Origin of the sequence: Actinomadura sp. KC345 (assembly GCF_004348515.1) — a bacterium.
Taxonomy (GTDB): Bacteria; Actinomycetota; Actinomycetes; order Streptosporangiales; family Streptosporangiaceae; genus Spirillospora.
On record NZ_SMKH01000024.1, the window covers coordinates 1 to 11332 of the forward strand.

The window sequence follows — 11332 nt, forward strand, 5'->3', positions numbered from 1 at the left end:
GAACACCTCGCGATTCACAGTTGAGCATCAGATCAGTAGGATCAATAAGAATCCAAGAAACTGAACCAAAGTTCAATGCGCTAGTAGTCACGACGCGACAGAGTGAGGAGGCACCGTGAGCGGCAGTGCCACCGGTAAGGCGACCGCTGTAGCGGCCCGCGACGGAAGCGGTGGGCCGGGGCGACCTCTCCCGCGGCTCACCCCGGAGAACGAGTTCTTCTGGACGTCCGGAGCGGACGGGCGGATGCGCGTCCAAGAGTGCGAGGCATGCAAGGCCCTGATCCACCCGCCGCAGCCGGTGTGCCGCTACTGCCGCGGGACGGACCTCGGCATCCGTCCCGTCTCCGGATTCGCGACGCTCATCGGGTTCACCGTCAGCCACCGGTTCAACGTGCCGGGGCTCCCCGCCCCCTACGTCGTGGCGCAGGTCGCGCTGGAGGACGACCCCCGCGTGCGGCTCACGACCAACGCCGTTCAATGCGAGCCCGGCGACCTCGACCTCGGCCTGCGCATGGAGGTGGTGTTCGAGAGGGCCGAGGACGTGTGGCTGCCCCTCTTCCGGCCCGTCGCCGGGCAGGGGCCGCCCGACGAGATCCCGACCGACGACATCGAGCCCGAGCGGATGTCGGAACGCGTCCGCCCGATGCTCACGACCGACAAGTTCGAGGACAAGGCCGCCATCAGCGGTATCGGCGCCTCGCGGATCGGCCGCCGGCTGCTGGTGGACCCGCTGTCCCTCACCGTCCAGGCGTGCGAGCGGGCCACCGCCGACGCCGGCCTGACCCTGGACGACATCGACGGGCTCGCCACCTACCCCGGCGCGGGCCCGTTCGGCGGATTCGGCGAGGGCGGCACGACCGCTGTCGAGTCCGCGCTGGGCCTGCGGCCGACCTGGCACAACGGCGGCGCCGAGACGTTCGGTCCCGGCGGTTCGCTGATCGCGGCGATGCTGGCGGTGGCCGGCGGGCTCGCCCGGCACGTGCTCTGCTTCCGGACCCTGTGGGAGACCACCTACGGCGAGTTGACGCGTCGCGACGGGGCGGGGGGTGGCGGCGGCCGAGCCGAGGGCGCCGCGAGCTGGCGGATGCCGTTCGGGTCGACGTCGGCCGCGCACACCCTCGCGCAGAACGCGCAACGGCACTTCCACCGCTACGGCACCACGCGCGAGACGCTCGGCTGGATCGCGCTGAACCAGCGGGCGAACGCCGCCCTCAACCCGGCGGCGATCTACCGCGACCCGATGACGATGGACGACTACATGGAGGCCCGGCCGATCACCACGCCGTTCGGGCTCTACGACTGCGACGTCCCCTGCGACGGGGCCGTCGCCGTGATCGTGTCCGCGGTGGACGCCGCCCGAGACCTCGCCAAGCCGCCGATCCGGGTCGAGGCCGTCGGCACGCAGATCACCGAGCGGATCGAATGGGACCAGAGCACCCTGACCCACGAGCCGCAGGTCCTCGGCCCCGCGGCCCACCTGTGGACGCGCACGTCGATGCGGCCGTCCGATGTGGACGTGGCGCAGCTGTACGACGGGTTCACGCTCAACTGCCTCTCCTGGATCGAGGCGCTCGGGTTCTGCGGCATCGGTGAGGCCAAGTACTTCCTCGACGGCGGCACGAACATCGCCCGGGACGGCCTGCTCCCCTTGAACACCCACGGTGGCCAGCTCTCCCACGGCCGGACGCACGGCATGGGCCTGGTGCACGAGGCGATCGTGCAACTGCGGGGAGAGGGCGGCGAGCGGCAGGTGCCGGGCGCCCGCGTCGCCGTGGTCAGCAGCGGCGGTCTCACGCCCGGCGGCGCGATGCTGCTCAGGACAGACGCATGACGTTCGGCGATCTCTCGTTGACGGCAGCCCGAGACACCGGCGCGGTGCGCCCCGCCTACGTCGACGCCCCCGGACGTCCGCCGCTGTCGTTGCTGCGGACGGGCACGGCGCTCGGCTTCACCGTCCTCGCGCTGGCCCGTCCCGGCTACGGCGCGTCCGCCGGCCACGACCTAAGCCTCGGGCTCTCCGCCGCCGCCTACCACCTGAAGGCGCCGGCCTTCGCCGGGCAGTGTGCGGTGGCGCGAACGAGGTCCCACAACGATCTGACGGGAGAATGAGATGCCGGAAGCCGATGCCGTGGCCCTCTTGGCCGTGCGACTGGTCGTGGGCGTCACGATGATCGCCCACGGTTACAACCACTGGCGGGGCGGCGGACGGATCGAGGGCACCGCGGGCTGGTTCGGCGGGCTCGGGCTGCGCCACGGAAAGCTGCAGGCGTGGCTCAGCGTGATCACCGAGATCGGTGCGGGCGCGCTGCTCGTCCTGGGTCTGCTGACGCCGCTGGCCTGCGCGGCGATGGTGTCGGTGATGCTGGTCGCAGGTCTGCTCGCGCACCGCGCGAATGGGTTCTTCGTGGTCAAGGACGGCTACGAGTACGTCCTGGTGCTGGCGGTCGTGTGTGTCGCGCTCGGAACCCTGGGGCCGGGAACGGTGTCGGTGGACTCTGCCGCGGACATCGCGGTCACCGGCTGGGCCGGCGGCGCCATCGCTCTCGGTGTGGGGGTCGGCGCGACGGCGGGCCTGCTCGCCGCCTTCTGGCGGCCCGAACGCGAACCCGCCACGCCGGCCAGGGAACAGGCCGTCTGAGACACGCCCTACCCGTTGTCGGCGGAGATGCCGTGCAGGCAGAACCGCCACACCTCGCCGGCGGTCATCGGGGCTCCGTGGCCGCCGGCGACACTGCTGTTCTGTGCGGCGAACATGACCGTCTGCATGACCATGGCCGCCTGCCGGCGCGTCCGGCGCGGAGTGACGGCCCCCGCCGCTACGGCCTCCTCCATCAGTTCGGTGAGGACACTCAGCAGCGGACGATGCGCGGCCGCCACCTGCGGTGGATGTGTGACGACCAGCCGCAGGGCGAAGTCGTTGAACAGCGGGCGGCGGTCACCAGGGCGCGGGCAGGACTGCTCGTAAAGGGTTTCGATCGCAGCTCGCAGCCGCGACAACGGCTCATGGTGCCGCGCGGCGGCCTGCCTGATCTCGGCCGCCCCGGCCGCCAGCGCGTCCTCGAAAAGCGCGAGCAGCAGCTCGTGCTTGCCGCCGAAATGCTGGTAGAAGCTGCGCAGCGACTGCTTGGAGCGCTCGACGACCTCCTGGACGGTGAAGTCGGTCGTCTCCTTTTCCGCGATCAGCTCGTGCGCGGCCTCAAGGAAACGCTGCACGCGCTGTTCGGCGCGGATCCCGGCGGCACGGGTGGAACGCTCGACCGCACGCCGGCGCCAGGCGGGTTCTTCCGCGACCTCGGACATCCCGCCGATCATACTCGCACGATCGCAAGAATGAGACTCTTACTTACGTTCAATGAGAATGTTATTCTCGTGCGCATGGAGTTCGAGTTCGATGAGGACCAGCTGCTGCTGCAGCAGCTGGTCCGTGAGACGGTCGCCAAGTCGCGATCCCGCCCGGAGGACGAGCTCTGGGCGGCCTACCGCGGGCTGGGCTGGCTGGAAGCGCCCCCGGTGGAGCTGGCGATCGTGCTGGAGGAACTCGGATACGTCGCCGACCCGACCCCCTTCCTCGCCACCGCCACCTGGTTCGCGCCGCTCGCCGGGCAGCCCCCGCGCGGCGCGGGGACGGCGGTATGCGACGGCACGGGCCGGTTCGTCCTGGACGCCGACCGGGCGGACGAAATCGCGCTGGTGACGGCGGACGGCGTCGTGGTCGTGGACCGCGCCGACATGGCAGCCGAGCGCGCCGACACCTTCGACCCCACCCTGCACCTGGCCCACGTGACGTCCCTGCCGGACGGGCCGGGCCTCGTCGCGGGGGTCCCCGACCTCGCCCTGATGGGCCTGGCCATCACCGCGGTCGGCAGCTGCCGCCGCATCCTGGACATGGTCGTGGCGCACGTCCGTGAGCGGCACCAGTTCGGCGTGCCGATCGGCTCGTTCCAGGCGGTCAAGCACAAGGCGGCGGACATGCACGTCGCCATCGAGCGCGCCCGGGTGCTGGCCTACTTCTCCGCCCTGACGATCGCAGAGGACGATCCGCGCCGCGGCAGGGCGGCGGCGATGGCCAAGGCCGCTGCCGGCGAGTGCCAGCAGGTCGTCTTCCGCAACGGTCTCCAGCTGTACGGGGCCATGGGATTCACCTGGGAGAGCGAGCTGCAGATCCATCTCAAGCGGGCCAAGGCCTGCGACCTGCTGCTGGGGACGGCGGCCGAGCACAGGAGGGCGTTGCTGCGATGAGGCTGGGCACCGACCCCGCGGTCGAGGAGTTCCGCACCGAGTTCGCCGCGTTCCTCGACGCGCACCTGCCGGACGAGGCCGAGGCGGTGCCGCGGCCGAGATCGAGCGCGGACGTCCCGGAGTGGGCGCGACGGTGGCAGCGGACGCTGTTCGACGCGGGCTGGCTGCTGCCGGGCAACCCGCCGGAGTTCGGCGGGCGCGACGCCACGCTCCCGCAGCAGCTCGCGCACCTGGAGGAGCTGTCCCGGCGGCGGATCTACCACAGCTTCAACCCGCAGGGCCTGGGCATCATCGCCGCGTCGATCCTGACGTTCGGGACCGACGAGCAAAAGCTGAAGTGGGCCGTCCCGATCCTGCGCGCCGAGATCACGGCGGCGCTCGGGATGAGCGAGCCGGACGCCGGGTCCGATCTGGCCGGCCTGCGGACCCGGGCGGTGCCGGAAGGCGACGGGTTCGTCGTGAACGGGCAGAAGGTGTGGACGTCGGGGGCGCACGACGCCGACGTCCTGCTGACGTTCGTCCGCACCGACCCGGACGCGCCCAAGCACAAGGGCATCAGCGTCCTGCTGATCCCCACCGACAGCCCGGGGCTGGCGCGCCGCCCGTTCGGTTCCATCGCCGACCCCGACGACCTGGACTTCAACGAGGTCTTCTTCAGCGACGTGCGGGTGCCCAAGGAGAACCTGATCGGCGAGCAGAACAAGGGCTGGAGGGTGGCTCACGGCTCCCTCGGCCACGAGCGGACGCTGCTGTGGCTGAGCTTCGCCGAGCGCATGGAGGACCTCCTCCGGGACGCGCCGAGCGGCCAGGAGTGGTACGCGACGCTGCAGATGGATCTGCAGGCGTTGCGGCTGCTCGGCTACCGGGCGCTCGGCGGCGACGGGGACCCGGCGGAACTGTCGGTGCTCAAGCTCCTCGGCTCCGAGGCCGTGCAGGCCGCGTCCCTGCACGCCCTGGACGAGCACGGCGCCGAGGGGTTGGTCCATCCCGCCAGGACGGCGCCGCCGAACCACCTGAGCCTGGAGGCGTTCTCCGCGAGCTGGTTCGAGCGGTACGCCCGCAGCTTCGCCGGGACGATCGCGGGCGGGACGTCGGAGATCCAACGCAACATCATCGCCGAGCGGGTCCTCGGCCTGCCCAGGTAAACCACGTGAGGATGGCCAACGGACCAGACCCTGTACGAGGTGAGCGACAAGGTCGCGGTCATCACGCTGAACCGGCCCGAGGCCGCCAACGCCCGGACCGGTGCGCTGCTGGACGGCCTGGACGCCGCGTGGGCCCCGGCCGACGAGGACGTCCGCGTCATCGTCCAGAAGGTGAACGGCCGGCACTTCTCGGCCGGGCACGACCTGAAGGCCCGCGAGGGGGCGCCGGAGAAGCTCACCCTGGAGTGGATCTACTCCATGGAGACGCGGTGGTATCAATAGCCAGCCCGTGACCGAACGCGGTGGCGATCGTCCGCTCCAGGGGACGGTCGCCACCGCGTTTCTCCCGAGAGGCGGGTCAGGAACCCGCTCCGAGGGCGCCGTCGAACCCCTCGTCGGCAGTGCCTTCGTCGAGCGGCAGATCGAAGGTGGTGAACACCATCGAGAGCAGCGCGTAAGTCCCGACCGTGAAGACCAGGTCCATCAGCGCCCGGTCGTCGCCGAGTTCGGCCGCGATCTCCCGGTAGGTCTCGTCGGACAGGCGCGATCGCTCGTCGAGCTCGTCCACCACCCGGTTGAGGAGGGTGGGGCCGCCGGCGCGCACCTGCTCGATCTGGGCGTCGGTCACGCCGGCCTCACGGGCCATCTTCACGTGATGCGCCCACTCGTACCGGCAGCGCCGCCGCCAGGCGACCCGCAGGATCGCCAGCTCGCGGACGACGACCGGCAGCGCCGAGCGGTTCAGCACGTACGCGTTGTACCGCATGAACGACTTGGCCAGCAGGGGATGCCGGGCGAGCAGGTCGAGCGCGTTGTTGGGCGGCGGCAGCCGACCCTCTCGCGGGGAGAACGCGGCGATGGTCTCGTCGTCCCACTCGTCACGCGGCAGCGGGGAGATGCGGTTCATGTATTGCGCCCCCCGTTCACGCCGAGGATCTGGCCGGTGATGTAGCCGGCCTCCTCGGAGACCAGGAACGCGCAGGTCGCGGCGATGTCCTCGGGGCGCCCGACGCGCCGGACGGGGGTACGGGCGATGTGGTCCTCGACCGTCCCGCCGAGCAGTCTCCGGCTCTCGGCCTTGCGGAGCATGGGTGTGTCGATGAAGCCGGGCGGCACGGCGTTCACAGTGATGCCGGACGGGCCCAGTTCCAGAGCCAGGGCCTTGGTGAGCCCGTTGACCGCCGACTTCGCCGACACGTAGTGCGCCATGTACTGCTGGCCGGAGTGCGCGCTGGACGAGGAGATGTTGACGATCCGGCCCCAGCCGGCCTCCGTCATGTCGGGCAGGACGGCCTGCACACAGTGGAAGACGCCGTTGAGGTTGACGTCGATGACCCGCTGCCAGGCGTCGAACGACAGCTCGGAGAACCGCTTGAACCCGTCCATCCCGGCGGCGTTCACGAGCACGGTGACCGGGCCGAACCGCTCCCGGACGACGTCCAGCGCCTTGTCGACCTGGGCCCGGTCGGTCACGTCGGCGGCCTGCCCGAAGGCGGCGGCCGCCGGGTCGAGGTCGAGCGCGGCGACGTTGTACCCGTCGGCGCTCAGCCGCTCGGTGATGGCCTTGCCGATGCCGGACCCGCCGCCGGTCACGACCGCCGTTCTCGCGCCGGCGCTCACGCGACGACCTCGTCGAGGGGCGGGCTCGGCGTCGTCTCGATCATGGAAATCTCCCTTTCCGATGTGAGAACACTACTCTCGCCACTGTACGGCCGAAACCCCCCGGTCGTGGTCGGGGATCGATGCCGGGACTGTCGTGTCAGGAGTGCCATCAGGAGTCTCTACTGACATACTGTTCTCGCAACTGGATGGTTGATTTGCACTCATTGAGAATGTAGTTTCCGTCTCTAAGGAGGCAGGATGCGACTTCAGGAGACGGTGGCGAGGGTGAAACGCCTGCTCATCGACGGACGGCTCGTCGAAACCGAACGGACCTATCCCTCGCTGAACCCCGCGACCGGCGAGGAGCTCGGCCGGGCCCCGGACGCCACGACCGCCGACGCGGAGCGGGCCGTCGTGGCCGCGCGGCGCGCGTTCGACGCCACGGACTGGGCGACCGACCGGGAGCTGCGCATCCGGTGCCTCGACCAGCTCCACGCGGCGCTGGTCGAGCACAGGGAGGAGCTGCGCGAGCTGACCATCGCCGAGGTCGGCGCCACCCGCCAGCTCACCCACGCCAACCAGCTCGACGTGCCGATCGAGATGTTCCGCTACTACGCCGATCTGCTGCGCGAGTACCCGCTGACCGAGGAGCTCGCGGAGATCGAGAGCCGGGGGCAGCGGCACCGGCGCTGGGTCGAGAAGGAGGCCGCGGGCGTCGTCGCCGCGATCATCCCGTACAACTATCCGAACCAGATCGGGTTCGCGAAGCTGGCGCCCTCGCTGGCCGCCGGCTGCACCGTCGTCCTCAAGGCCTCGCCGGACACCCCGCTGATCACGCTGGCCCTCGGCGAGCTGATCGCCGAGCACACCGATATCCCGCCCGGCGCCGTCAACGTCGTCTCCTCGTCCGAGGCGGCCGTCGGCGAGGTGCTGGCCGGCCACCCCGACGTCGACGTCGTCACCTTCACCGGCTCGACCGCCACCGGCCGCAGGGTCATGGAGACCGCGAGCACGACGATCAAGCGGGTCTTCCTCGAGCTCGGCGGCAAATCGGCGATGATCCTGCTGGACGACGCCGACCTCGACACCTCCGCGATGTTCGCCGCCTTCATGATCTGCTCGCACGCGGGACAGGGGTGCGCCATCACCACCCGCCTCGTGGTGCCGCGCGAGCGGCACGACGAGATCGTCGAGAAGGTCGCGGCGAACCTCGCGCGGGTCACCTACGGCGACCCCGGCGACCCCAAGACCTACATGGGACCGCTGATCAGCGAGCGGCAGCGCGACAAGGTCGACGGCATGGTCAAGCGCGCCGTCGAGGCGGGCGCGAAGCTCGTCAGCGGCGGCGAGCGCGTCGACCCGGGCTACTTCTACACGCCGACGCTGCTGGCCGGCGTCGACCCGGCCAGCGAGATCGCGCAAGAGGAGATCTTCGGTCCCGTCCTCGTCGTCATCCCGCACGACGGTGACGACGACGCCGTGCGCATCGCCAACGACTCGATCTACGGACTTTCGGGCGGCGTGATGAGCGCCGACCCGGACCGGGCCATCGCGCTCGCGCGCCGGATCCGCAGCGGCACGTTCAGCATCAACGGCGGCAACTACTTCGCGCCGGACGCGCCCTTCGGCGGCTACAAGCAGTCCGGCATCGGCCGCGAGATGGGCGTCGCCGGCCTCGAGGAGTTCATGGAGCGCAAGACCTTCGCGATGGTGCTCCCGTGACCCCGCCGCTCGAGGGCATCCGTGTCGTCGAGGTCGCGATGTACGGATTCGTCCCATCGGCGGGCGCCGTGCTCGCCGACTGGGGGGCCGACGTCGTCAAGATCGAGCACGCGGTCACCGGCGACCCGCAGCGCGGGCTCCGGCAGACCGGCACGATGAAGGTCGAGGGAGACCCCAACCCCAACATCGAGCACGCCAACCGCGGCAAGCGCAGCCTCGGCCTGGACATGTCCGCACCCGAGGGCAAAGAGATCCTGCACGACCTGATCCGCCGGTCGGACGTGTTCCTGACCAGCTTCCTGCCCGCCTCCCGCCGCAAGCTCGGCATCGACGTGGACGACGTCCGCGCGGTGAACCCCGAGATCGTCTACGCCCGGGGCAGCGCACTCGGGCCCCGCGGTGAGGAAGCGGAGAAGGGCGGATACGACATGACCGCCTTCTGGGCGCGGGCCGCCACCGCCGCCAGCATCACGCCGCCCGGCGTGGAGGGCATGGTCCCGCCGCCCGGCCCCGCCTACGGGGACACCATCTCCGGCACCAACCTCGCCGGCGGCGTCGCGGCGGCCCTGCTGCGCCGCGAACGGACCGGTGAGGCCCAGGTCGTGGACGTCTCCCTCCTCGGCAGCGGCCTGTGGGCGATGGGCCACGGGATCGGACTGTCCCTGCACCTGGGCAAGGCGCTCGAGGCGCCCGAGACGGGCGCGCACGGCTCGCCCACGAACCCGCTGACCGGTCTGTATCGCACGGCCGACGGCCGCTACCTTGCCTTCGTCATGATGCAGCCGGCCCGATTCTGGGCCGACGTGTGCCGGCACATCGAGCGTCCCGAACTGGCCGACGATCCCCGCTTCGCCACCGCGGAGCTGATCGCGGAGAACACTCCGGCGGCAGTCGAGACGCTCCGCGAAATCCTCGCCACCCGCACGCTGGGCGAATGGACCGAGCGTTTCGCCACCCTCGCCGGGCCGTGGGCTCCGGTGCAGGACTCTCTCCAGGTGGGCGATGACGCGCAGATCCGCGACAACGAATACCTGGTGCGGGCCGGCGAGCTCGAACTGGTCGCCAACCCGGTGCAGTTCGACGTCACCGCCCCCCGGCTCCGCCCGGCTCCCGAATTCGCAGCGCAGACCGAGGAGATCCTCATGGAACTCGGTCTGGACTGGGCCCGCATCATCGCCCTCAAGACGGCGGGCGCGGTCACTTGACCATCGACATCGGGGCTCGGTTCCGAGGAGGAACATTGAGAACGTTGCGAACGTTGACCGCGTGCTTGCTCGTGGTGGCGCTCACAGGCTGCGCCGCCCGCGGGGAGGGGACCGGGGCCGAGGACGGCGACAAGGCCGGCGGAGGCTCCGGCGGATCCGTCCCGAAGCGGGACTTCGGGACGCTCAAGAACGTCTGCGGGCCCGGTGACCCCAAGCCGTCAGAGGTCCAGGGCGTCACCGGCACCGAGATCAAGGTGGGCGTCTTCACCGATGTCGGTTTCACCAAGAAATCCGAGATGGTGGACTCCGCCAAGGTCTTCGCCGCATGGTGCAACGCGGCCGGCGGGATCGGCGGGCGCAAGCTCGTCCCCGTCGTCCACGACGCCAAGCTGATGGAGGTCCGGCCGCGCATGGCCGAAGCCTGTCGGACGGACTTCGCACTCGTCGGCGGCTCCGCGGCGCTGGACGGCCAGGGTGTCGAGACTCGGCTGAAGTGCATGTTGCCGGACCTCCCCGCGCAGTCGAGCCAGGTCCAGGCCCGCGGCGCCGACCTTCAGGTGATGGCGAACGGAGCCTCGCTCGGTTACAACGACTACGCTGGCTTCTACGACTGGCTGATGAACGAGAAGTACAAGGGCTCGGGCGGCTCGGTGGGCGTCATCGCCGGCGACTCGCCGGTCACCAAGATCATGATCGACCAGCACACCGAGACCGTCGAAGGCCTCGGCGGCAAGGTCACCTACACCGGGCTGTACCCGGCGCGCGGTGTGTCCGACTGGACGCCGTTCGCGCAGGCGCTGAAGGACAAGAAGGTCAAGGGCCTGATGTTCCTCGGGGACTGGCGGCAGCTCGCCGAGCTCCTCCAGTCGCTCACCAACATCGGCCACCGGCTCGACTGGATCGACAGCACCAACAACGCCTACGGCCCCGGCTTCCCCAAACTGTCCGGCGCGGCCCTTGAGAGCCAGCCCTCCTACGCCGACCTCAGCGGCCTGCACCCGCTGGAGAAGGCCGCGGACAACTCGGCGACCCAGCAGATTCTCGACATGTTCGCCAAGTACGCGCCGGACGCCGAGGTCAATCTCCCGGTGCTGCGATCCTTCTCCGCCTGGCTGGTGTTCGCCAAGGCGGCCGGGGAATGCGCCGAGCTGACCCGCAAGTGCGTCCTGGAGAACGCCCAGAAGGAGACCGAGTGGACGGCCGGCGGCCTCCGGGCTCCGCTCGACCTGTCGACCAAGGCCGCCCCGGCCCCGTGCTGGAACGCCGTCAAGGCGACGCCGAACGGGTGGGTCCCCGCCGACTTCGGCGCGAACAACGGTGCCTACCGCTGTGACGACGTCTCCCACAAGTACGAGAACGACTATCCGGCCCCGGTCAAGCTCGAGGACGTCGGCAAGAGCATGGCGGATCTGAAGTAGA

At 70.3% G+C, this 11332-nt stretch carries 12 protein-coding genes; 9 read left to right on the forward strand and 3 right to left on the reverse strand.

From position 1 onward, the window contains the following. The first annotated feature begins 115 nt into the window (after positions 1-115). From E1281_RS06410 to E1281_RS06420, 3 genes are read left to right on the forward strand one after another with little or no spacing between them, the layout of a single operon-like run. Complete coding sequence (locus tag E1281_RS06410) at positions 116-1831, forward strand: OB-fold domain-containing protein (RefSeq protein ID WP_207943134.1); 1716 nt, start codon at positions 116-118, stop codon at positions 1829-1831. Beyond that, positions 1828-2109, forward strand: coding sequence for a hypothetical protein (locus tag E1281_RS41095; RefSeq protein ID WP_207943144.1), 282 nt, complete (start codon positions 1828-1830; stop codon positions 2107-2109). The genes E1281_RS06410 and E1281_RS41095 overlap by 4 nt, the downstream gene beginning before the upstream one ends. 1 nt (position 2110) lies before the next feature. After that, a complete protein-coding gene (locus E1281_RS06420) occupies positions 2111-2638 on the forward strand; it encodes a DoxX family protein (protein ID WP_131876216.1) in 528 nt (175 codons plus the stop codon). An 8-nt stretch (positions 2639-2646) separates the two neighbouring features. Here E1281_RS06420 and E1281_RS06425 read toward each other — a convergent pair whose 3' ends face one another. Further along, positions 2647-3300 (reverse strand): TetR/AcrR family transcriptional regulator, encoded by a 654-nt coding sequence (locus E1281_RS06425; protein ID WP_131876217.1) that lies wholly within the window; start codon positions 3298-3300, stop codon positions 2647-2649. Positions 3301-3375: 75 nt separating this feature from the next. Here E1281_RS06425 and E1281_RS06430 point away from each other — a divergent pair, with 75 nt between their 5' ends. Genes E1281_RS06430 through E1281_RS06440 form a run of 3 tightly spaced genes read left to right on the forward strand, consistent with a single transcriptional unit; the run spans position 3376 to position 5666 of the window. Beyond that, the gene (locus E1281_RS06430; protein WP_131876218.1) at positions 3376-4239 is read left to right on the forward strand and encodes an acyl-CoA dehydrogenase family protein; all 864 of its coding nucleotides are present in this window, start codon (positions 3376-3378) and stop codon (positions 4237-4239) included. Then, the gene (locus E1281_RS06435; protein WP_131876219.1) at positions 4236-5384 is read left to right on the forward strand and encodes an acyl-CoA dehydrogenase family protein; all 1149 of its coding nucleotides are present in this window, start codon (positions 4236-4238) and stop codon (positions 5382-5384) included. Before E1281_RS06430 ends, E1281_RS06435 begins: the two co-directional genes overlap by 4 nt. Before the next feature lie 39 nt (positions 5385-5423). Beyond that, positions 5424-5666 (forward strand): enoyl-CoA hydratase-related protein, encoded by a 243-nt coding sequence (locus E1281_RS06440; protein ID WP_207943136.1) that lies wholly within the window; start codon positions 5424-5426, stop codon positions 5664-5666. Positions 5667-5742: 76 nt separating this feature from the next. Here E1281_RS06440 and E1281_RS06445 read toward each other — a convergent pair whose 3' ends face one another. Beyond that, positions 5743-6291 carry a carboxymuconolactone decarboxylase family protein gene (locus E1281_RS06445; RefSeq protein WP_131876221.1) on the reverse strand — a complete coding sequence of 183 codons (549 nt, stop codon included), beginning with the start codon at positions 6289-6291 and terminating at the stop codon, positions 5743-5745. Further along, positions 6288-7004, reverse strand: a complete 717-nt coding sequence (locus E1281_RS06450; RefSeq protein ID WP_131876222.1) for an SDR family NAD(P)-dependent oxidoreductase — start codon at positions 7002-7004, stop codon at positions 6288-6290. The genes E1281_RS06445 and E1281_RS06450 overlap by 4 nt, the downstream gene beginning before the upstream one ends. Before the next feature lie 240 nt (positions 7005-7244). Between E1281_RS06450 and E1281_RS06455 the strand changes: the two genes are divergently transcribed. From E1281_RS06455 to E1281_RS06465, 3 genes are read left to right on the forward strand one after another with little or no spacing between them, the layout of a single operon-like run. Further along, complete coding sequence (locus E1281_RS06455) at positions 7245-8708, forward strand: aldehyde dehydrogenase family protein (protein WP_131876223.1); 1464 nt, start codon at positions 7245-7247, stop codon at positions 8706-8708. Further along, complete coding sequence (locus tag E1281_RS06460) at positions 8705-9913, forward strand: CoA transferase (protein ID WP_131876224.1); 1209 nt, start codon at positions 8705-8707, stop codon at positions 9911-9913. Before E1281_RS06455 ends, E1281_RS06460 begins: the two co-directional genes overlap by 4 nt. 53 nt (positions 9914-9966) lie before the next feature. Continuing rightward, positions 9967-11331 (forward strand): ABC transporter substrate-binding protein, encoded by a 1365-nt coding sequence (locus E1281_RS06465; protein ID WP_207943137.1) that lies wholly within the window; start codon positions 9967-9969, stop codon positions 11329-11331. Position 11332 lies beyond the last annotated feature (1 nt).

Excerpts from the sequence above, each read along its gene's own strand:
- E1281_RS41095 (WP_207943144.1), top strand. The coding sequence starts at position 1,828 with ATGACGTTCGGCGATCTCTCGTTGACGGCAGCCCGAGACACCGGCGCG.
- E1281_RS06420 (WP_131876216.1), top strand. The coding sequence starts at position 2,111 with ATGCCGGAAGCCGATGCCGTGGCCCTCTTGGCCGTGCGACTGGTCGTG.
- E1281_RS06425 (WP_131876217.1), bottom strand. The coding sequence starts at position 3,300 with ATGTCCGAGGTCGCGGAAGAACCCGCCTGGCGCCGGCGTGCGGTCGAG.
- E1281_RS06430 (WP_131876218.1), top strand. The coding sequence starts at position 3,376 with ATGGAGTTCGAGTTCGATGAGGACCAGCTGCTGCTGCAGCAGCTGGTC.
- E1281_RS06435 (WP_131876219.1), top strand. The coding sequence starts at position 4,236 with ATGAGGCTGGGCACCGACCCCGCGGTCGAGGAGTTCCGCACCGAGTTC.
- E1281_RS06445 (WP_131876221.1), bottom strand. The coding sequence starts at position 6,291 with ATGAACCGCATCTCCCCGCTGCCGCGTGACGAGTGGGACGACGAGACC.
- E1281_RS06455 (WP_131876223.1), top strand. The coding sequence starts at position 7,245 with ATGCGACTTCAGGAGACGGTGGCGAGGGTGAAACGCCTGCTCATCGAC.